The sequence below is a fragment of the Streptomyces sp. NPDC091209 genome, from assembly GCF_044757755.1.
Taxonomy (GTDB): Bacteria; Actinomycetota; Actinomycetes; order Streptomycetales; family Streptomycetaceae; genus Streptomyces.
The window spans coordinates 511521-530592 of record NZ_JBIVVR010000003.1; the positions used below are offsets into that span (position 1 = coordinate 511521).

The window sequence follows — 19072 nt, forward strand, 5'->3', positions numbered from 1 at the left end:
GTCCTGATCAAAGCCGCTGGGGGCGGAACAGCATGTCCGTCAGGGCGAGGAAGACCTCTTCGGGGTCCTCCTCGCCCACCTGGCCGTCCAGGTTGTGGCTGATCAGGAGCGTGGCGAAGCCGTGGGCCAGGGACCAGGCCGCGATACCGGCGAGTCGGGTGTCGGGGCCGCGGCCCTCCGAGGGGAGCGCGGAGACGGCGGCGCGCAGCCGTACGCCCGCGAGCGTCCGGGCCGTCGTGAGCTCCAGGTCGTTCTCCCGGAGCAGCTCCGGGGAGAACATGACCTGGAAGTGGGCGGGATGCTCCCGCGCGAAACGCACGTAGCGCACGCCCGCCTCGCGCAGGTCGGCCGCGTCGTCGAGCGCCGTCGCCAGGAGCCCGAAGCCCTCCGCCGCGATGGCCGTGAGCAGGCCGACGCGGTCCTTGAAGTGGTGGGCCGGGGCGGCGTGCGAGACGCCCGCGCGGCGGGCCAGATCGCGCAGGCTCACCGCGGAGGGTCCCTCGACGGCGATGACGTCGAGAGCGGCACCGAGGATGGCGCGGCGCAGGTCCCCGTGGTGGTAAGGACGCTCGGAGCCGCCGGTCTTCGCGGGATTCATGACAGAAGCCTACGCCGAATCTAGTCGTTGACAAGTTCAGCCGCCTCGGGCAATCTTGGCAGTGTCAAGTTGCGAGCCCGTCGACACGTGACGAGAGTGAGGGGTGGGGTCATGTCCGGGAGTGTGAGCGGGGCGAGTGGGACCGGCCGGGCAGGGGTCGCGGAGGAAGGGGCGCCGGGCGCGGAGGCGCCGACGGCAGGTGCGGGCGTCGACCTCGGCGGGGTGCGCCGGCTCTGGCATCTGCTGGAGCCCCTGCACGCCGTGCTGTACTACGCGCCGGAGGCCTTCGAGGAGGCGGCGGCGCTCGGATACGGGACCGAGGAGCGCTGGCCCAGCTACTTCCCCTACCGTGCGGCGCCGTTGGGGGCCGTCGGCAGCGGGCGAGTGGCCTCCGCCTTCTACAGCTTCAGTCCGCGCATGGTGCACGAGCACATCGACTCGGCCTGGCGGACGGCGAGTCCGGAGCACGTGCTCGCGGCGCGGGAGCGGTCCGTCGACCGGGCCTACCGCGCGATATTCGGCGACCGCGTCACCGCTCCCGAACTCGCCGAGGCCGCCGCGCTGGCCCGCCGCGCCGTCGAGGCGGCGAACACCGCGGGGCGCCAACTCGCCGCGGCGAACGCCGAGTTGCCCTGGCCCGAGGTCCCTCACCTCCAGTTGTGGCACGCGGCGACGATCCTGCGCGAGCATCGCGGAGACGGCCACCTCGCGGCCCTGCTCGTCGCCGGCCTGGACCCGGCCGAGTCACTGGTCTCCTTCGCCGCGATAGGGGCGGCGTCCGTGGAGCGTTTCGAGAGCCGTGGCTGGAGCCCCGAGGAGTGGACCGCGGCCAGGGACCGTCTGCTCGCCCGGGGCCTGGTCGACGAGGACGGCATAGCCACGGACGCCGGCCGTCAGCTGCGCCGCCAGGTCGAGCACGACACCGACCGTCTCGCCGCCGACCCCTGGATGTCGCTGGGCCCGGACGGCGTCACCCGCCTCGCGGACCTGCTGGGCGAGTTCTGGGTCGCGGTGCTGAGCTCGGGGCTGCTGCCGTCGGAGACGACGCTCGGGATCGGGAAGGTCTGACCGAAGGGTCTGACTGCGGCGACGGCGACCGGCCGGAGGGCGTCACGGCGTGGGGGCGGCGCGACGGCACGCGTATGCCTGGGCGACGGTGCGGAGGCGGCGCGACGGCACGCCCCTGCCTTGGCGACAGTGCGCGCGGGGGCGGTGCGGGAAGGGGGAGGGGGAGGGGGAGGAGGGAGGGGGCCCCGAACGACTCCTCTGCCCCACCCGGCGGGGATGCCGCGATGGGGCCGGAAGGGGAGGCGCTTCTCGTCTCGCTACGGCTAGGGCTGTCCCGGCCGGTCGCGGTCACGGTCCATCCCCATCGCGCCTTCGGCCTTCTGCTGCGCGTCGTCGACCTTGTCCGTGTACTTGTCGCCGGTCTTCTTGTTGACCTGCTTCTCGGCGGCATCGGACATCTGTCCCGCCTTGTCCTGTGCCGCACGGTTGCTCTTGAACCTGTCGAAGATGCCCATCCAGAGCTCCTTCCGGGGTGACTCACGACCGACGATACGCCCGGCGTGCGCCTCTTGCCCATTGATGTCTGGTATGGCCGTGGAATGGCGGCCGTTACCTTGGGCAGACGGGAATCACGTCCGATCTGGGCGGACCCGGGGAGGCGAAGGGGAGGGGCGCTGTGCTGCGTCTGAGGGGTGGGGCGGCGGCTGCCGCAGTGGTGGTGTTCGTCATCGGCGCCGGAGTGAGCGGCTGCAAGAAGGACGCCTTGGGTTCCGCGGGACCGCGGGAGACGGCGAACGGCAGCGGTGGCGCCGCCTACGCCGCCGTGGACTCGCTGGCCGTCAAGGGGCGCGCGCCCAAGACCGGGTACACGAGGGAGCGGTTCGGCACGGCCTGGGCCGACACCGACGCGAACGCGTGCGACACCCGTGACGACATCCTCAAGCGGGACCTGAAAGAGGTGAAGCTCAGCGACGGCAAGTGCAGGGTGTCCCGCGGAGTTCTCGAACCCGATCCGTACGGCGGCCAGGACGTCACCTTCGTCCGCGGGCGCAGCCTGGTCGACATCGACCACCTCGTCGCGCTCTCGGACGCCTGGCAGACGGGCGCCAAGTACTGGGACGCGAGCAAGCGGATAGCGCTGGCCAACGATCCGCTCAACCTGCGTGCCGTCGGCGCGAGCGCCAACCGCAGCAAGGGCGACGGCGACACCGCGACCTGGCTCCCGCCCAACAAGGCGTACCGCTGCACGTACGTCGCCGCGCAGGTGGCGGTGAAGAAGAAGTACGGACTCTGGGTCACCAGCGCCGAGAAGGCGGCCATGAAGAAGGTCCTGGGCGCGTGCCCCGGCCAGAAGCTGCCCGCGGGCGGCAACCCGACCGAGGCGCCGAAGAGGTTCCACGCGAAATGACCCGGACCGCGCCCCGCGAAGGGCAGCGGGGGCCACGGCCGTCCATGCCGCTGCCCCCGCTGCCCCAGGCGTGGCGCGGAATCGGACGAGGGGGCGAAGCCGTGGGCTCGCCCCCTCACCCCTTCATGGCTGTCAGGCGGACGGGTTGACCACTACTTCGGCCGAGTTGTTCGTGGTGTCCGGATCGAAGGACAGGGACGCGCCGCCGGAGTAGGGCCGTGCGACGACTCGACCCGTCGCGTCGGGGACGACCCGGTCGATGCGCAGCTCGAACGGGAAGCTGACGTCCAGGTCGGGCGTGGTCCACGTCGGCAGGGTGCAGGCGTAGTGGACGACGTCGGGGGTGTCGCCCGGTGTCCTGGTGGTTCGGCAGGTGCGGGGCACGGACGTGGCGGTGGTGCCTTCCGGGAGATAGAAATCGATCGCGACGAGCGGGTCACCGGAGGTGACGTCACCGACCCAGGCCGGGCCGTTGTTGACGAAGCGGAAGGCGGTGGTGACGGTGTCGCCGACCGCGCCGCTCACCTCGGTGCCCTTCATGGCGAAGTCGGCGGTGTTGTCGGCGTCGATGTGCCACGTGCGGCTGTTGTCCGAGCTGTCGAGGTCGGCGGTGGCTTCGTCGGCGGGCTGGACGCTGTAGTCGAGCCGTTCGTGCAGCGCGTGGCCGGTGACGCCGAGCCGCAGCGGTTCCGGCAGCTCCACCGTGGCGCCGGGCGCGACATCGGTGTCGAAGGAGCACGCCACGTACGTGAATCCGCTGGTGTCCGGTCCGGTGTAGGTGCACTGCGGGTAGCGGGTGACGACGTCGAGTCCGTACGTCGCCCACATGTCCACGCGGAAGCCGTGGGCGGTCTCGTTGCCGGTGTTGGTGACGGAGAACGGCACGGTCAGGCTGCTGCCGGGCGCGACGCCGGTGACGTCCTGCGGGGCACCGATGCCGAGGTCCTGACCGGAGCCGACGGTCACGAAGGTCTCCGCGCTCTGCCAGGCGGTGAGCGTGCCGTCGGGTCCGCCGGTGGCCTCGGCGGAGTACTCGATCGCGCCTTGCGCTCCCACGGCGGCGTCGGTGGTGGCCCGCACCTTCAGATGCACCGTCGGGTTGTAGCGGTTCGGCACGTCGCCGGTGTCGCACACGGCGACGGTGCCGGCGTCGTCCGGCGTGCAGTTGTCGGGCCAGGAGACCTGGGCGACACCGGCGAGCCCGGAGACGTCGACGGTCAGCCGCCCTTCGATCACGGTGGTGTCGCCGTGGATCAGACCGATGGCCAGCGATCGGTACTGCGCCGCACCGCCGTCCGGGGCGACGGTGACCGTCGATTCCCCCGGTGCCTGGATCTCCAGGTAATCGTTCTGCGCCGCGTCGGCGAAGGCGACCCCACTCCCGAGACCGGCGAGGACCAACGCCCCCACCGCTCCGGCACATACCCCGCGGCGCAGCACACGCCCGACGGAGACAGAACTCATTGCATCCCCCAGATGGGACAGAAGAACCCCGGCGAAGTAGCCATCGCCGGACGGGAGTTCGACTCTTCAGTGGGACGGAAGGTTGCGGCTGAGGGGTGTGGTGCGTGGTTCGGTTCTGAGAACGGATCGGGGCGCGGGCGGGGTCAGGCAGCCGGTTGTCGATCTTGATCGTGTGAAGGACCGTCTATTCCGGATCCTGCGGTCCCCGCACGGCCCGGAACGTCCCCGCCGCGGTGAACGCGTCGGCGATCGGCGCGATGAGCGAGGCGAAGCGGCGGGCACCCGTATCGCCGATCGGCGCCCACAGCGCGGCGCAGTGCTCGTCCGTTTCCACCTCGATCCGCTCCCGCGCCGCGCGGCCGGTGTCGGTGACCGTGCCGTCGGGGCCGAGCCAGCCGCGGGCGGTGAGACGTGCCGTCGCCGCGTTCCACTCCTCGTCGTCCCACTTCCGGGTCGCTCGCGCGAGAGCTGTCGGGAGGCGGCCCGTCGCGGTGTGCAGGACGAGGCAGTCGCATGGCCCGAGGTCGTTGCCGGCGAGCACGACGAGATGGGCGTCACCGCGCCACTCTCGTACCACCGTGATCTGCTGCCACAGAGCGACGAGAGGATCGGGTGGAGACCCGACCGAGGCGTTCGCGGCGGCCAGCACCTTGCCGGCGTAGTCGGCACCGGCGACGACCGGGTCGATCAGCGAGCGTGCCTCGGCGAGCCGGTCGTCCGTCAGGCGCACGTCGACGCGCCGCATCGCCCGTCCGGCGGCCGAGAAGCGGGCGGCCTGCCACCGCTCGGGCGGCGCGGTGTCCCACACGCCCGCCATGGCCCGCACCGCCCGCGGGCTGAAGTTGTAGAAGGCCGCGAGCGTGACCTGCCACGGGACCGCGCCCATCGCGGCCGAGCGGAACGCCAGATACGCCCGCCCGCGGTCGCTCACGCCGAGCTCGGCCGCCTCCTGGGCGCTCTCGGGGGCGAGATAGATGAACAGATGGGCGGCGCTGACGGCGCGGCTGACGTCGCGGACGGCGTTCAGGTCCATCGGGCCGTCGCCGGGGCGGGCGGAGCCGGGAAGGTCGTCGAGATGCGTCACGGTCGTCTCTCCGGGAAGTCGGGCGGCACTGTCGGGCGGACGTCTCGGCAGCGGCGACCAGGCGGCGCGGCCATGGGGCCGCAGGGGCGACGGAAGGGCACCGGCGCCGATGGCACCCCCTCTCCAGTAAATCGACAGTAACATGAATAATCGATTTTCTTAGAGATCGTCTATGCTGACGTCATGACTGGCACGCCTCGCGACTCCGCTTCCCCCGGGAAGCAGATGCTTTCCGAGCAGGTCTACGCACACCTGCAGCGCGCGATCATGCGCGGGGACCACGCCCCTGGTGACGCTCTCAAGCCGCAGGATCTCGCCAGGGAACAGGGCGTGAGCCTGGCCGTGACGCGTGAGGCGCTCGTACGGCTGGTCGGCGAGGGGCTCGCCGACCGGCTGCCCAACCGCGGGTTCGTCGTCCCGTCCTTCTCCGACCACCGCTGGCAGGAGATCGCGGAAGCCCGCCGGACCATCGAACCGGTCATGCTGCGCATGTCCATCGAGCGCGGCGACATCGACTGGGAGGCCCGCGTGCGGGCCGCCCACCACCGCCTGGCCCGCACTCCGGCGTACGCGCCGGAGGAGGGCGAGTACTACACCGGCGCTTGGGCCGAGGCGCACAGGGTCTTCCACCGCACGTTGCTGGAGGGGTGCGGCAACCGCGCGCTGCTGGAGACCTTCGACCGGTTGTGGACGGCGAGCGAGCTGGCCCGCCGCTGGTCGGCGCACCGCAATCCCGACCGGGACGGCCTCGAGGAACACCGCAGGCTGGAGGAGGTGGCGCTGGCCCGCGACGCCGACACCGCAGCCGCGGTCCTCGTTCAGCACCTCACCCTGACCGCGGCCGCTCTGACCGACGATTCAGGTCGGGCCACCTAGGCTCACGCCACTGCGGCGAGAACGCGGTGGGAAGCTGTCCAGCTCGAACCGGCCGTAGGGGTTCACCGCGGAGAGCTCCTCGTGTCCCGGAATGGGTCGGGAGTGTCAGTGGCCGTTCCGGCTTGGCGGGGTGTCAGCCGAGCGTGAGCAACAACCTGGACAGCGTGCGGAGTTCGTCGTCCGGGTGGTCCTGGCCCGAGAAGGGGGAGTCGGTGACGAGGCGCTTCGGGGAGGAGACGAAGGAGCGAAGGGTGTCGCGGAGGTCCTCCGGGGCCCGGCCGATGACGGCGAGGGCCTTGAGGGCGCTGAGGCCGACCGGGGTGGTTCCGACCAGCTCGGCGAGGACGGGGACGGCGCGGTCCGGGGATCCGGTGATCCAGTGGTGGGCCTTGGCGGCGGCCTCGCGCGTCCAGTCGCCGCGGGCCTCCAGCAGGGGCTCGATGCGAGGGAGCAGCGGAGCCGCGGCGCTGCCCATCGGCTCCAGTCCGCTCAGGTACCAACTGGTCCGGCCCCCGGACGACAGCAGCGCCTCATAGGTGCGAAGCGCCGTGTCGGGGTCACCTGTCACCTGGTAGTGGGCCACGGCCGCCGACGCCCTCAGTGAGGAGTCGCTGCTCTGCGTGGCGTCTCGCAGCAGGTCGGTGATCTCCGGCGTACGGATGCTGTTGGAGCCGAGTTGGCGGGCGGCGACGATGGCCGCTCGACGGGTTCTGAGGCAGTCGACCAGTTCGGGCTGGGCCGCGCGGGCCGCGGTGCCGAACGGGGCCAGGGCCTGCACCAGGGCGATCCCGTCGTTCCCGGTCGCGCCCGCGGCCAGCTCGCGGCGGATCAGAGGTATCAGCTGGTCGGCCGCTTCCGGGAAGCGCCGCGCCGCCGCTGCGAGCAGCCGGGCGGTGGGGCGTTCGAGCACCAGTTCCAGCGCCCGGGGATCGCGGGAGTGCACCAGCGCGAGCAGCGCGGGTTCGGCGGCCTCGCCGTCGCCACGGGCGTACCGGTGGAGTCCGTCCCGGAGGACGGCGTCCGGCTCGGGCAGGACCTCGACCCAGTAGCCGATCGTACGGAACAGGGCGGTGGGTCTTCCCTGGTGGGGCAGCGCGGCCGGCAGCAGGTCCAGCACTTCGCGCTCGCGGTCGCGCCACTTCTCGGCGATCCCCTGGGCCAGCCAGGAACCGCGTGAGCCGATGTCTCCGGCCGCGATCCAGCGGGCTGCCACGGTGAGGCCGACGTCCGGATCCTGGGTGAGCAGGCGGGTGAGCTGCTCTTCCTGGGTGGTGGTGTCCGACCAGGGGAAGTCGTCCTCCCCGGGGTCGGGTTCGGCGCCGTCCTCGGCGAAGACTTCTACGAGTTCGGGCGCGTACGGAGGCCCGGACCGTTCGGCGGCCAGCTGGGCCGCCGCGAGCCTCACCTCCGGCAGCGGGCTGTCCAGGGGCTCCAGCACCCGGCCGAACCGGTTCAGGACGACCAGAGCGTCCGCCCGTACGGCCGGGACGGGGTCGTCGGCGTAAAGAGCGTCGACCTGCTCGACGGCCAGGACCCACGGCTTGTACGGGAGCAGATCGGCCACGGCCGCGACCACCCGGAGCGCCGCCCGGCGTACCCCGCGCTCGGGGTCCCCGAGGCACGGCAGCAGATCCGGGAGCACCTCGCAGAGTTCCGCGCAGACCGCGGCGGCATCGCTGCCGGGCCAGTGCGGCGATTCGACGGCGGCGGGGGCGTGGTCGGCGAGGACGGCGAGCAGCATCAGAAGTTCGTCGCGCTTGCCCGGCGCGTGCAGCACGGCGTGGGCGAGGAAGGGGACGGCGGGTGCCGACGCCTGGTAGATCGTGCCCTGGTGATGGATGTTGCCGTAGAGCTCGTAGACCGCCTCGTCGGCCGCTTCCGCGTCGTCCTCGTAGAGCGCCCGGATCAACTCGGGTACGTCCTCGGCGGGGCCGTAGGCGTGGGTCAGGTCGGACCACCGGACGTCGTCCAGCTCGGCCGGAGATCTCATGCGCACGCTCCTCTGCTGATCAGGTGCGCAGACCATATCGACCGCCTCTGACAACGGTCCGAGCCGCTAGTCGTGCGTCGGCCGCAAGGCGGCTATCAGGGCGCCGAGTTGGCGAGGCCCGGTGGCGAGGACCGTCTCCGGGGCGTCGCTCTCGCGGAGGAGGATCGTTCCGGTGGGGGTGGTGGCGACGTAGACGCAGTCGGATCCGTCCGGGCTGAACGAGGATTTCTGCCAGGCGGATGAGGTTATGGCGGGCACCATTCACAGGCTCCGGATGATGTTGTTGACGAGGTCTCGTGTGGCTGCGGGCTTGAGAGCGACGGTTTCCATGCGGTCGAGGATAGTTCGGTACTTCGTCAACTGGGCTTGGGCGTCAAGGAAGTCGCAGCCGTGGTGGGTGTCGAGCTGCACGGTGTCGAGGTGAGGGTCGGTGCCGTGTACGTAGTTGATCGACTGTCCGTTTCCGGGGAAGCCGCCGCAGGTGTAGGGGATCACTCGGAACGTGATGTGGTCCTCCTCGCTCAGGGTGAGCAGGTGGGACAACTGTTCGCGGGCGGTTTCCGGTCCGCCGTACTGGATGTGCAGGGCCGACTCGTGGAGCAGCGCGGTGTACGGCGGGGGACTCGTGCGGTGCAGGACCGTCTGGCGCTTGATGCGGTGGGAGAGCCGGTGCTCGATCTCGTAGGCGCGGAAAGCGGGAACGGCCTCCCGCAGCATCGCCCGGGTGTGGTCCGGAGTCTGCAACAGGGCCGGGATGTGGATGGCCAGTGCGACCCTCAACTCTGAGGCGTGGTGCTCAAGTTCGGCGAGGTCGACGAGGTCGGGAGGCAGGTGGTCCCGGTACTCGTCCCACCATCCTCTGGTGCGCCGTCCTGTCATCGCCGTCAGGGCGTCGAGCAGCGACTCGTCCGCGCAGTCGTAGGTGCGTGCGATGGCGCGTACGCGGTCCGCGCTCACCGGGTAGCGGCCGGCTTCGATCATGCTGAGCCGCGCCTGCTGCAAGCCCAGACTGCCCGCCGCGTCGGTCGAGGTGAGTCCGGCGTGCTCGCGGAGCTTGCGCAGTTCGATGCCGAGACGTCGTTGCCGCAGAGTGGGGGTGTTGGTGGGCGGCACTGCCGTTCCCTTCGTCGGACGACGGATCGGCTGCGGTCCCTCACATGAGTGAACCCGCCGGGATTATCACGTTGAAGGTAGCAGGGCTATCACTTTTAGCCCTACGGTTGTGATGTTCAAGCCGCTCAACTCGCCCCGCCCATAAGCCGGAAGCGCATCGCGCTGCCCCGCGGCACTCACGTGCGTACGGGTAAGTACCCCGCGACATGCCACCGCCCCGCCGGGCCAGTGGAGCGAACCCGAATACCCCCACCGCAGGAGGCGTTCATGGTCACCGTATCCCCGGAGAAGTCCGATGCGTCCCCGTCTTGGGCGTACGCCCTCCAGTTGCCGCACGATCCGCTCGCGCCGCGCGTCGCCCGGGTCACGCTCAGGGCTGTGCTGAACGGTCACGGGATGGAGCGCATCGCCGATACGGCGGAGTTGCTGGCCTCGGAACTCGTCACGAATGCCTACCGGCACTCCGCCGGGCCCGCGATGCTGCGGCTCCGGGCTCTCGGGGGCGGCCGTCTGCGGGTCGGTGTCTGGGACGCCGACCCGCACATCCCGCCCCCGTTCGACAAGCGGCACGGCACGCCGCGTCCCGTGCCGGCCGAGGCGGACGGCGGGCGGGGGCTGTTCCTCGTATGCCACTACGCCGACGCCTGGGGCGGATACGCGCTCGGCGACGATCTGTTCGGCAGGAGCGGGAAGTTGCTGTGGTGCGAGGTGGGGCCGCCGTGGGAGGCGGCCCCACGGTGTGTCAGCGCGTGACCGGCGGGGCCCCGGCGAACACATGGCCGTCGGCGCGGGTCCGGACCGGGAAGTCGACCTTGAGGGAGCCCTCCTGGCCCTCGATGGTCAGGTGGGTGACCATCTTCAGGCCGAGGAAGGACCTCCTGGCCGCGGTCGCGGTGATCTACAGGATCCGGCACGGCACCCGGCGAGGCTGATCCTCACGGAACCCGCCGGAGACGGACTCGGCGGTACCCGCCGGGGACGAACCGTCTGGGGTCTCGGCCCCGACGCATGCCGGGCGTCAGCGCATGTAGGGGTTGCCGGGGGCCTGACCCGGCCAAGGGGCCGGAGCCGGGCCCGCGCCGGCCAGGGCGTTCCGCGGAGTGGGTTTGTCGAACAGCGGGCCTGTCAGCAGCAACACGGCCACGGCCAGGGTGGAGAGGGCGACCAGGCCCAAGGCCGTATTTCCCCTGTCCGCCGGGATGTTCGCCAACGACAGTGACCCCACCTCGTACAGCGCGAACGAGGCGAAGGCGCCCCAGTCGGACCCTCGCCCCCGGCGGATCGCCACGTACAGGAAAGGTACCCACACCAGCAGGCCGCACGATCCGACCGCCAGAACCGACCACGCCAGTCGCTGGAACCAGCTGGCTTCCAAGCGCTTGTCCATCACACACCCCCGAAGACCCTGTGCCCCCCGAGAAGACTCCCGGGCTCCCGAGAAACCACTCGGGGGCGTCATGCTCCCATCCGAGGGGTCACGCGTGCGCGTGTTCGCCCTTCAGGGACGTCACGATCCGGTCGGCCAGCTTCTTCGCCGTGGCCGCGCCGTTGTCCTTTCCGTCCGTGGACATCACCGTGACGAGGTCGGTTCCGGCGCGCACGGCGATGAGGGTCGTGCCGTTCGCCCAGTCGCTGTTGGTCAGGGTGATCGTGTACGCGCCGTCGCCGAGACCGGAGGTGTCGGAGCCCGCGACCTTCACCTTGGTGTGGCTGTCCGGGTCGCTGTAGTCGGCGCAGCCGGCGATGACCTTCTTCAGGTTCGCCAGTACGGTCGCCGCGCTCGTGCCCCGGTAGGTGTCGACCTGCTGGGCGATGTCCTCGGACGTGTTCTTGCTGACGTAGTCGTTCTGGGCGAAGGAGACGCCCGAGTCGCCCGTGACCGCTATCCAGTTGGTGCCGCCGAGAAGGGTGCAGTCGGGCTTGGCGGCGGGGGCGGAGCTCGGCTCGACGTACATGGAGCCGGAGTCCCGGGCGTTGCTGGGGTCGACGGCGAAACCGGCGGCGAAGAAGGAGGCGGGCGCCAGCGCCTTCTTGAGCTGCGCGCCCGTCAGCAGACCGGCGTTGGGGTCCTTGGGCTTCGTCGCCGTGGCGGACGAGGACGAGGTACCGGTCGCGGAGGCGCAGGCCGTCAGGGCGAGCGGCAGGACGGCGGCGGCGAGCAGCGCCTTGGCCGCGCGGGAGGGATGACGCATCGGGATCTGTCCTTCGAAGGTGAGGTCGGAATGGGCCGGGTGCCCGTCGGGCAGGGCTTTCGGGTGCGCGACTCCGAACGGCCACAGGCCGGGCGGAGTCGAAGCGGTGTGGTGCGGTGTGGTGCGGTGTGGTGCGGTGTCGTGCGGTGCCCTGTACCGCGGCGCGTCCGGCGGGCGGGACGGTGTGTACGGGCGGGGTGTGCGGCGGCCGGTCAGCGAGTCTTCTTCCAGTCCCCGCAGCCGGACGTGTGGAAGAAGGTGTCCTTGGCGCTGATCGTGACGACGGCCGTGCCGGTGATGCCGCCGTTCGCGATCGGCGAGTCCAGGCCGTGGCCTGTGTCCGCAGCGCGTTCCCAGTGGCAGGAGCCGTCGGTGCCGCCGGTGGTGCGATAGGTGCCCGGCTCGATGTCCCGGCCGACCCGGAAGTCGCCGTCCCCCGCGAACGCGGCCTTTTCCTTTTCGGCCGCATCGGCCGATCCGGTGTGCTGCCGGGTGCCGGGCTGTGGAGTCGTGGACGCCGAGCCCTTGCCGGTGCCGCCCGGGTGGCCAAGTCCGCGGCTGTGGCCGCCGGCGTTCGCCGAGACGACACCGATGACGACGAGGCCCACAGTGGCACTCAGCGCCGCCCTGCCCTTCATCCCCACGACGGTTCCCTCCCCCTGGCGGGCGCCTCGGTGGCAGCCGCTCGTTCGCTGGGTCAATAAGACCAGAGCGTGTGAATCGAGTCAACACGATTCACGAAGTCTCTTGTGTGCACAGTGTGAACGGGTAGATCTTGCCTACGTCGGTATGCTCGACACCACACAGGGACGAGTCGGGACGAGAGGAGCGGAGCGAGTGCAGGACAACGCGACCGAGGTGACCGCCGCCGGAATCGCACGGCTGGCCGGCGTCGGCCGCGCGGCCGTGAGCAACTGGCGCCGTCGCCACGCCGACTTCCCCAAGCCCGTCGGCGGTACGGAGACCAGCCCGTCGTTCGCGCTCGCCGAGGTCGAGGCCTGGCTGCGTCACCAGGGCAAACTCGCCGAAGTGCCGTTGCGGGAACGCGTGTGGCAGCAACTCGTCGGACACCCCGAGGGCCCGGTCACCGCACTCACCCACGCCGGCTGCGTGCTGCTGCTCATCCATGACCGGCCGACGGTCTGGCTGGAGGTGAGCGCCGGCTCCGACGAGCGCCTCGCCGCGCTGCTGCCGGCCGCGCTGGAGCAGGAGGCCGTCCTGCGGTTCGGCCGGGTGCGAGCCGAACGTGGCGTTCACGCCGGAGTGGACGCGGAGCAGCCGTCGGCTGTGAATCGACCGGTAACTGTGAACACTCCAGAAGTCCCTTCAGGAGGATCGGCAGCCCCGCACGCCCCGGCCGTCCCTGACACCCCCGCCGCCCTCGGGGTGCCCCTCCCCACCGGCCCCCAGCTGCTGCCCTCCATCCCTCTCCTGCGCGGCGCGGCCGAGCTCGCCGCCGAGCTGGGCGCCCGCCATGCCTTCGAGTTCCTGCTCGGGCGGTACCTCGACGCCAACCCGCGCCAGTTCACCACCACCCCCACCGAACTCGCCCGCCTCATGGCCGACCTCGCCGGCCCCGCCCGCACCGTCCTCGACCCGGCCTGCGGCACCGGTGCCCTGCTGCGCGCTCTCGACGCCCGCCCGGGCCAGGAGCTCAACGCCCAGGACAGCGTCCCCGAACTCGCCGTGCTCACCCTCCTCCGGCTCGCCCTGCACGGGCGGGCCACCGTGCGGGCGGCCGTCGGCGACAGCCTGCGCGCCGACGCGTTTCCGCGGCTGCGCGCCGACACGGTCCTGTGCCACCCCCCGTTCAACGAACGCAACTGGGGCCATGACGAACTGGCCTACGACCCCCGCTGGGAGTACGGCTTCCCGGCCCGCGCCGAGTCCGAGCTGGCCTGGGTGCAGCACGCGCTGGCCCGGCTGCGGGACGGCGGCACCGCCGTCCTGCTCATGCCGCCCGCCACCGCCTCCCGCCGCTCCGGACGCCGTATCCGCGCCGACCTGCTGCGCCGCGGCGCGCTGCGGGCCGTCGTCGCCCTGCCGGTCGGCGCGGCACCCCCGTACAACATCCCCCTGCACCTGTGGGTGCTGCGCCGGCCCGAGAAGGCGCCCGGCCGGCCCGAGGTGCTGCTCGCCGACGCCGGGCAGTTCGCCGGCGAGGGGCGTGGCGGTCCCGACTGGCAGGCCGTCAGGGACGTCGTGCTCGACGCCTGGCGGGCCCACGACCGGGACGGCACCCTCCCGGAACGGCCCGGTCTGGCGCGTTCCGTTCCCGTCATCGAACTCCTCGACGACGACGTCGACCTCGCCCCGGCCCGCCATCTCCCGCCCCCGGCGGCGGCCGACGGCGCCGAGCAGCTCGTAGCCGTGCGCGCGTGCCTCGACGAGACGTTGCGGCTGACCACCGGTCTCACCCCGCCCCCCGCCGTGACTGAGCGGCCCGTCCGCTGGCCGCTCACCACCGTCGGCGAACTCGCCCGCGGGAGCGCCCTGGTGATGCGGACGGGCGGAAACGGCGGTCACGCGCGTGTGCCCGTCCTCACCGACCACGACGTGCTCGCCGGCACCGGCCCCTCGGGGACACTGCCCGAGACCGACGAGGAAGCCGTGCTGACGGAGGCGGGCGACGTGGTCGTGCCGGTGCTCGGCGGCGGCTCGGTGGTCCGGGTGGTCGACGGCACGACGGAGGGCGCGGTCCTGGGGCGCAACCTCGTGCTGCTGCACCCCGATCCCGCGGCGCTCGACCCGTGGTTCCTCGCCGGGTTCCTGCGAGGCACCGCCAACAACCGCCAGGCCAGCAGTTACGCGTCCACCGCCACCCGGCTCGACGTGCGCCGGCTGCAGTTGCCCCGGCTCCCGCTGGACGAACAGCGGCGCTACGGCGCCCGGTTCCGCGCGCTCGACGAGTTCGAGCGGGCGCTCAGGCACGCGGGCCGGCTGGGGGACCAGCTCGTACGCGGCATGTACGACGGGCTGACGGACGGGACGGTACCCCCGGGCTGAGACCCCGCGCGCTCCGCCCGCGCCCCGGCCCGCGTGCTCCGGCTCCTCCAGGACCAGGCTGCCCGTCCCCGACGCCACCTGCGGCGTCGTACGAGGTGATCAGTTCGACAACGTCTCGGTACAACCCTGGACCGGTCGTCCGTGTCGGCCTATACGCTCGAACTCCTATCGAACCCAGGCCCGGGAGCAGTCATGTACGGCCACGGCGGGACGCCACCCATCCGCGGCGCGGTGACCGTCATCGCGTTGCGTGTTCTGTTCTCCGTCGCAGGGCTCCTGTCGTGCGGTCTGTTCGCCTGTCTTCCGCTGTTCCAGGTGGCGCTCCGGCGCGGGCGGTGGTTCGACTGGATGGCGGCCTGGGTGACGCTGCCCGTGTCCATCGGCCTGCTCGGGATCGTCGGTACGCTGCCGGAGAGCGACCCCTGGGACGATGTCGCGCTGACCGGATCAGTGGTCCTCAGCGCCGGCAGTGTCGCGTACTACCTGGTCAGCGACATCCGCTTCCACCGTGCGTGGCGGCGGTCCACGCGCCACGCGCCGTTCCACGTGCAGACCGCCCACGGGCCGTACGGCTATCCGCAGCCCGTGCCGCCCGCCCCGCCGTACCCGGCTGTCCTCATGTCGCAGCCGCAGCCTCCCGTGTCGCAGCCTCAGCCGCAGCTCTCCGTACCGCAGCCGTACCTGCCGGACGCGCCGATGCCCCAGCCCCCGCCGCGGCGAGTCCCGCCCGCCCGTATCGACCAGGTGCGCGCCGAGCTCGACGAACTCAGCGACTATCTGCGCAAGCATGAGGACCAGCGGTACGGCGAACACGAGGGCGGACGGTGACCGCGGCGGCCGGACGCGTCGTCGCCGGCCGGTACGAACTGGCCACGCTCATCGGGCAGGGCGGCATGGGCCAGGTCTGGACGGCCTACGACCAACGGCTCGACCGGCGCGTCGCGGTGAAGCTGCTGCGCCCCGACAGGGTCGTCGGCCAGGATGCCGACGAACTGCGCCGCCGCTTCGCGCGCGAGTGCCGGGTGACCGCCCAGGTCGACCACCCCGGACTGGTCACCGTGCACGACGCGGGCAGTGAGGGCGAGGAGCTGTTCCTCGTCATGCAGTACGTCGACGGCGCCGACCTCTCCGACCACCTCGCCGAACACGACCCCTACCCGTGGCAGTGGGCGGTCGCGGTCGCCGCGCAACTGTGCGCCGTATTGAGCGCCGTGCACGCCGTGCCGATCGTCCACCGTGACCTCAAGCCGCGCAATGTGATGGTGAAGCAGGACGGCACGGTGACCGTTCTCGACCTCGGCGTCGCCTCCGTCATGGACACCGACACCACCCGCCTCACGCGCACCGGCTCCCCCATCGGCTCGCCCGCCTACATGGCGCCCGAGCAGGCGATGGGCGGCGCGGTCGGCCCGTACACCGACCTGTACGCGCTCGGTGTGCTGATATACGAACTCCTCAGCGGCGACGTGCCGTTCACGGGCTCGACGGCGCTCGGGGTGTTGCACCGGCACCTGTACGAGCCGCCGCCGCCGGTACGCCGGCTGCGCCCCGAGGTCCCGGAGGCGCTGGAGCACCTGGTGCTGCGCCTGCTCGCGAAGGACCCGCAGCACCGGCCCGCCTCCGCGCAGGACGTGTACGAGGATCTGGCGCCGCTCCTGCCCGCGCGCGGAACCCCCACCGGGGCCCCACTCGACCCCACGCGCCCCTTCCTGCGCCCGCACGCCCCCTGGCCGGACCGTGCGCGCACGCCCGCACCCCGGCCCGCCCCCGTCGTGCGGGACGCCGGCAAGCCCGATGTCGCCGGCGCCGTCGACGAGGTGAAGCGCCTTCTGGGCGAGGGCCGCATCACCCAGGCCGTCGACGTCCTCGGCGCGATCCTGCCCACCGCCGCACAGCAGCACGGCGAGCACTCCCCGGTCGTACGCACTCTGCGCAAGCAGTACGCGGCCACGCTCATGGACGACGGCCAGTACCGGCGCGCGCTGCCCGAACTGCGCCGCCTCGCCGACGAACGCGCCGCCGAGGCCGGCCGGGCCGACCCCCAGTCCCTGCGCTATCGCTACGAATCCGCCCAATGCCTGGAGCAGTTGGGCGAACCGGCGGCGGCGCTCGCCGAGTACCGCGCCCTGCTGCCGTACTACGAGAACCAGTACGCGGCCGGCGACCCGGAACTCGCCTTCGACGTCCGCCGCCGCATCGGGCACCTGCTGCTGGCGCTCGGCGACCGCGGCGCCGCCCACGACACGCTGGCCCGGCTGCTGCACGACGTGGAGCACCTGCACGGCCCCGGACACCCGCTCGCGGCTGAGATCCGGGGGGCATTGCAATGGCTGGGGCAGGTGCGTGGCTAGATTTTGCCGTGCCCTGAGAGAATCTTGTGACGTTCCAGGGGCTTTCTTTCCCGAACGGGCATGCGTGTCCAGTTAAGTTGCGCTCTATTTCGTGCCGTGTGCGCCTCCTGTGCGCCGCGTGCGCTGTCGTCGCACAACCAGCCGGTACCACCGGCACAACCAGGGGTGGGTTCACATGTCCGACCATCGTCAGTCGCGGAAGCGCCGGTACATCACGTGGGGGGCGGCCGGTGTCGCCGTCGTCGCCGGTGCCGGTATCGCCGCGCAGACCTCCATGGCAGCGACGACCTGGCCCGCGCAGAAGACCTTCACGGGCCGCGCCTTCGACACCTGCGCCGCGCCCTCGCTGACCGCGATGAAGGCCTGGCACACCGGTTTCTACGGAGCGGCGGCCGTGTACATCGGCGGCAAGAACCGCGGATGCGCCCAGCCCAACCTCACCGCGTCCTGGGTGAAGTCGGTCAGCACGCTGGGCTGGAAGCTCATCCCGCTCTACGTCGGCGCCCAGCCGCCCTGCCAGACCGGGAGCAGCCCCGAGAAGCTCACCGCCTCGACCGCCGCGTCCATGGGCGCGGCCGACGGCGCGGACGCGGTCGCCAAGGCCACCGCCCTCGGGATGAAGGCCGGCAGCCCGGTCTACCTCGACATGGAGTCGTACGTCATCACCGACAAGGCCTGCAACGACGCCGTGCTGACGTACGTGCGCGCCTTCGACAAGACCCTGCACGCCAAGACGTTCCGCACCGGCTACTACGGCTTCACCAGCTCCAGCGCCAAGGCCGTCGCGACCGCGACCGACAAGACGGATCTGCCGGGCAACCTCTGGTACGCGCTGTGGGACAAGACGAACACCACGACCACCGACTGGCCGTGGAACGCCACCCAGTTCACCGGCCACAGCCGCGCCCACCAGTACATGGTCAACAGCAAGGAGACCATCGGCGGCACCACGATCACCGTGGACCGCGACGCCTGGGACGCGCCGGTCGCCATCACCGGCTGACGGACTCGACCCGGGTGATCGGCCCGTCGTGGTCACCCGTACGGGCGGACCGTGGGCGTTCCGGGAGGCGGGGAAGCCGCGACGGTGCCTGAAGTCGTGGTGAATCGTTGGTCGAATGGCTGGCCGAGAGGCCGGCCACTGCCTACCATCGATCACCGCAAGACTTTGTGCACCGTCGCACAATCTCCTCGGGAGGCTTCCTTGCACCGCCGCCGTCGCACCGCGCTCGTCCTCTCCGCCGCGATCGTCGCCGCGGCCCCTCTGCTCACCGGCTGTGGCAGCGACGCCCATCCGGGCGCCGCGGCTGTCGTCGACGGCCGCCGGATCACCGTCGCGCAGCTGGAGGGCCGGGTGAACGAGGTGCGCTCGGCGCAGCGGGCCGCCAGCAAGGACGACGCCCAGTACGAACAGGTCGTCGCCAACACCGGCACCCTCACCCGCGACACCCTGCACGGCATGGTCCTGGACCAGGTGCTGGACCGGGCGGCGAAGAACGCGGGTGTGACCGTCACCCGCAAGGACTCCCAGCAGATGCGGGCGGCCCTCGAACAGCAGGCGGGCGGCTCGAAGGCCCTGGAGGCGGCCTGGCTGTCGAACTACGGCGTCGCGCCCAAGCGCCTCGACGACAGCCTGCGCACCGAGATCGAGGCCCGGAAACTCGCCGCCGCGCTCGGTGTCGACATGAACACCACCGACGGCAAGGCCACCTTCTGGAAGGCGATGTCCGCCGCGTCAAAGGAGCTCCACGTCGACCTCAACCCGCGCTACGGCGCCTGGGACGTCCAGAAGAGCAGCCGCGTCGACGCGAAGACGCCGTGGCTGCGGGACGTGTCGTCGGCGGGGACCCAGCAGCAGCCCGCGTAACCACTCCTGGCCCGCCCCGGCCGGGGCGGCCTGTGGACAACTTCGGGGGTGTCCGTGGCGTGGGTTACGTTCGAGGGGTGAACGCAACCAGTGAACCGACGGGGGCCGCTCCGGG

General features: G+C 71.6%; 19 protein-coding genes. 9 read left to right on the plus strand and 10 right to left on the minus strand.

What is annotated here, in order from left to right:
• Positions 1–7: 7 nt before the first annotated feature.
• Positions 8–598 (minus strand): TetR/AcrR family transcriptional regulator, encoded by a 591-nt coding sequence (locus ACIQRL_RS12425; protein ID WP_401330574.1) that lies wholly within the window; start codon positions 596–598, stop codon positions 8–10.
• A 111-nt stretch (positions 599–709) separates the two neighbouring features.
• Here ACIQRL_RS12425 and ACIQRL_RS12430 point away from each other — a divergent pair, with 111 nt between their 5' ends.
• Positions 710–1666, plus strand: coding sequence for a hypothetical protein (locus ACIQRL_RS12430; protein WP_401330577.1), 957 nt, complete (start codon positions 710–712; stop codon positions 1664–1666).
• Positions 1667–1929: 263 nt separating this feature from the next.
• Here ACIQRL_RS12430 and ACIQRL_RS12435 read toward each other — a convergent pair whose 3' ends face one another.
• Positions 1930–2121 (minus strand): antitoxin, encoded by a 192-nt coding sequence (locus tag ACIQRL_RS12435; RefSeq protein ID WP_401330578.1) that lies wholly within the window; start codon positions 2119–2121, stop codon positions 1930–1932.
• Between the two features lie 161 nt (positions 2122–2282).
• Here ACIQRL_RS12435 and ACIQRL_RS12440 point away from each other — a divergent pair, with 161 nt between their 5' ends.
• Entirely contained in the window at positions 2283–3014 is a 732-nt protein-coding gene (locus ACIQRL_RS12440) for an HNH endonuclease family protein (RefSeq protein WP_401330580.1), read from the plus strand.
• A 132-nt stretch (positions 3015–3146) separates the two neighbouring features.
• Here the strand turns inward: ACIQRL_RS12440 and ACIQRL_RS12445 are convergent, their stop codons facing one another.
• Together ACIQRL_RS12445 and ACIQRL_RS12450 are read right to left on the minus strand one after the other, a co-directional pair.
• The gene (locus tag ACIQRL_RS12445) at positions 3147–4478 is read right to left on the minus strand and encodes a hypothetical protein (RefSeq protein ID WP_401330583.1); all 1332 of its coding nucleotides are present in this window, start codon (positions 4476–4478) and stop codon (positions 3147–3149) included.
• 184 nt (positions 4479–4662) lie between these two features.
• On the minus strand, positions 4663–5511 hold the full coding sequence (locus tag ACIQRL_RS12450; RefSeq protein WP_401330839.1) for a hypothetical protein: 849 nt from the start codon (positions 5509–5511) through the stop codon (positions 4663–4665).
• Positions 5512–5745: 234 nt separating this feature from the next.
• On the opposite strand from ACIQRL_RS12450, the gene ACIQRL_RS12455 reads away from it, so the two are divergent.
• Entirely contained in the window at positions 5746–6438 is a 693-nt protein-coding gene (locus tag ACIQRL_RS12455) for a GntR family transcriptional regulator (RefSeq protein ID WP_401330586.1), read from the plus strand.
• 133 nt (positions 6439–6571) lie between these two features.
• On the opposite strand, the gene ACIQRL_RS12460 is transcribed toward ACIQRL_RS12455, so the two are convergent.
• The 3 genes from ACIQRL_RS12460 to ACIQRL_RS12470 form a co-directional block, all read right to left on the minus strand.
• On the minus strand, positions 6572–8428 hold the full coding sequence (locus ACIQRL_RS12460) for a hypothetical protein (RefSeq protein WP_401330589.1): 1857 nt from the start codon (positions 8426–8428) through the stop codon (positions 6572–6574).
• Between the two features lie 66 nt (positions 8429–8494).
• On the minus strand, positions 8495–8689 hold the full coding sequence (locus ACIQRL_RS12465; RefSeq protein ID WP_401330592.1) for a DUF397 domain-containing protein: 195 nt from the start codon (positions 8687–8689) through the stop codon (positions 8495–8497).
• Complete coding sequence (locus ACIQRL_RS12470; protein WP_401330594.1) at positions 8690–9541, minus strand: helix-turn-helix domain-containing protein; 852 nt, start codon at positions 9539–9541, stop codon at positions 8690–8692.
• Positions 9542–9808: 267 nt separating this feature from the next.
• Here ACIQRL_RS12470 and ACIQRL_RS12475 point away from each other — a divergent pair, with 267 nt between their 5' ends.
• Complete coding sequence (locus ACIQRL_RS12475) at positions 9809–10294, plus strand: ATP-binding protein (protein ID WP_401330596.1); 486 nt, start codon at positions 9809–9811, stop codon at positions 10292–10294.
• Between the two features lie 265 nt (positions 10295–10559).
• Here the strand turns inward: ACIQRL_RS12475 and ACIQRL_RS12480 are convergent, their stop codons facing one another.
• The 3 genes from ACIQRL_RS12480 to ACIQRL_RS12490 form a co-directional block, all read right to left on the minus strand.
• On the minus strand, positions 10560–10928 hold the full coding sequence (locus tag ACIQRL_RS12480) for a hypothetical protein (RefSeq protein ID WP_401330597.1): 369 nt from the start codon (positions 10926–10928) through the stop codon (positions 10560–10562).
• A gap of 88 nt (positions 10929–11016) precedes the next feature.
• Positions 11017–11733, minus strand: coding sequence for a hypothetical protein (locus ACIQRL_RS12485; protein ID WP_401330600.1), 717 nt, complete (start codon positions 11731–11733; stop codon positions 11017–11019).
• A 212-nt stretch (positions 11734–11945) separates the two neighbouring features.
• Complete coding sequence (locus ACIQRL_RS12490; RefSeq protein WP_401330603.1) at positions 11946–12371, minus strand: hypothetical protein; 426 nt, start codon at positions 12369–12371, stop codon at positions 11946–11948.
• Positions 12372–12570: 199 nt separating this feature from the next.
• Between ACIQRL_RS12490 and ACIQRL_RS12495 the strand changes: the two genes are divergently transcribed.
• From ACIQRL_RS12495 to ACIQRL_RS12515, 5 genes are all read left to right on the plus strand, one after another.
• The gene (locus ACIQRL_RS12495) at positions 12571–14739 is read left to right on the plus strand and encodes an N-6 DNA methylase (RefSeq protein WP_401330605.1); all 2169 of its coding nucleotides are present in this window, start codon (positions 12571–12573) and stop codon (positions 14737–14739) included.
• Positions 14740–14931: 192 nt separating this feature from the next.
• Entirely contained in the window at positions 14932–15567 is a 636-nt protein-coding gene (locus ACIQRL_RS12500; protein WP_401330608.1) for a hypothetical protein, read from the plus strand.
• A 38-nt stretch (positions 15568–15605) separates the two neighbouring features.
• On the plus strand, positions 15606–17090 hold the full coding sequence (locus ACIQRL_RS12505) for a protein kinase (protein WP_401330841.1): 1485 nt from the start codon (positions 15606–15608) through the stop codon (positions 17088–17090).
• A 175-nt stretch (positions 17091–17265) separates the two neighbouring features.
• Positions 17266–18093, plus strand: coding sequence for a glycoside hydrolase domain-containing protein (locus ACIQRL_RS12510; protein WP_401330611.1), 828 nt, complete (start codon positions 17266–17268; stop codon positions 18091–18093).
• A 201-nt stretch (positions 18094–18294) separates the two neighbouring features.
• Entirely contained in the window at positions 18295–18957 is a 663-nt protein-coding gene (locus ACIQRL_RS12515; RefSeq protein ID WP_401330614.1) for a SurA N-terminal domain-containing protein, read from the plus strand.
• The last annotated feature ends 115 nt before the right edge of the window (positions 18958–19072 follow it).

Excerpts from the sequence above, each read along its gene's own strand:
- ACIQRL_RS12425 (WP_401330574.1), bottom strand. The coding sequence starts at position 598 with ATGAATCCCGCGAAGACCGGCGGCTCCGAGCGTCCTTACCACCACGGG.
- ACIQRL_RS12430 (WP_401330577.1), top strand. The coding sequence starts at position 710 with ATGTCCGGGAGTGTGAGCGGGGCGAGTGGGACCGGCCGGGCAGGGGTC.
- ACIQRL_RS12435 (WP_401330578.1), bottom strand. The coding sequence starts at position 2,121 with ATGGGCATCTTCGACAGGTTCAAGAGCAACCGTGCGGCACAGGACAAG.
- ACIQRL_RS12445 (WP_401330583.1), bottom strand. The coding sequence starts at position 4,478 with ATGAGTTCTGTCTCCGTCGGGCGTGTGCTGCGCCGCGGGGTATGTGCC.
- ACIQRL_RS12450 (WP_401330839.1), bottom strand. The coding sequence starts at position 5,511 with ATGGACCTGAACGCCGTCCGCGACGTCAGCCGCGCCGTCAGCGCCGCC.
- ACIQRL_RS12455 (WP_401330586.1), top strand. The coding sequence starts at position 5,746 with ATGACTGGCACGCCTCGCGACTCCGCTTCCCCCGGGAAGCAGATGCTT.
- ACIQRL_RS12460 (WP_401330589.1), bottom strand. The coding sequence starts at position 8,428 with ATGAGATCTCCGGCCGAGCTGGACGACGTCCGGTGGTCCGACCTGACC.
- ACIQRL_RS12465 (WP_401330592.1), bottom strand. The coding sequence starts at position 8,689 with ATGGTGCCCGCCATAACCTCATCCGCCTGGCAGAAATCCTCGTTCAGC.
- ACIQRL_RS12475 (WP_401330596.1), top strand. The coding sequence starts at position 9,809 with ATGGTCACCGTATCCCCGGAGAAGTCCGATGCGTCCCCGTCTTGGGCG.
- ACIQRL_RS12480 (WP_401330597.1), bottom strand. The coding sequence starts at position 10,928 with ATGGACAAGCGCTTGGAAGCCAGCTGGTTCCAGCGACTGGCGTGGTCG.
- ACIQRL_RS12485 (WP_401330600.1), bottom strand. The coding sequence starts at position 11,733 with ATGCGTCATCCCTCCCGCGCGGCCAAGGCGCTGCTCGCCGCCGCCGTC.
- ACIQRL_RS12490 (WP_401330603.1), bottom strand. The coding sequence starts at position 12,371 with ATGAAGGGCAGGGCGGCGCTGAGTGCCACTGTGGGCCTCGTCGTCATC.
- ACIQRL_RS12500 (WP_401330608.1), top strand. The coding sequence starts at position 14,932 with ATGTACGGCCACGGCGGGACGCCACCCATCCGCGGCGCGGTGACCGTC.
- ACIQRL_RS12510 (WP_401330611.1), top strand. The coding sequence starts at position 17,266 with ATGTCCGACCATCGTCAGTCGCGGAAGCGCCGGTACATCACGTGGGGG.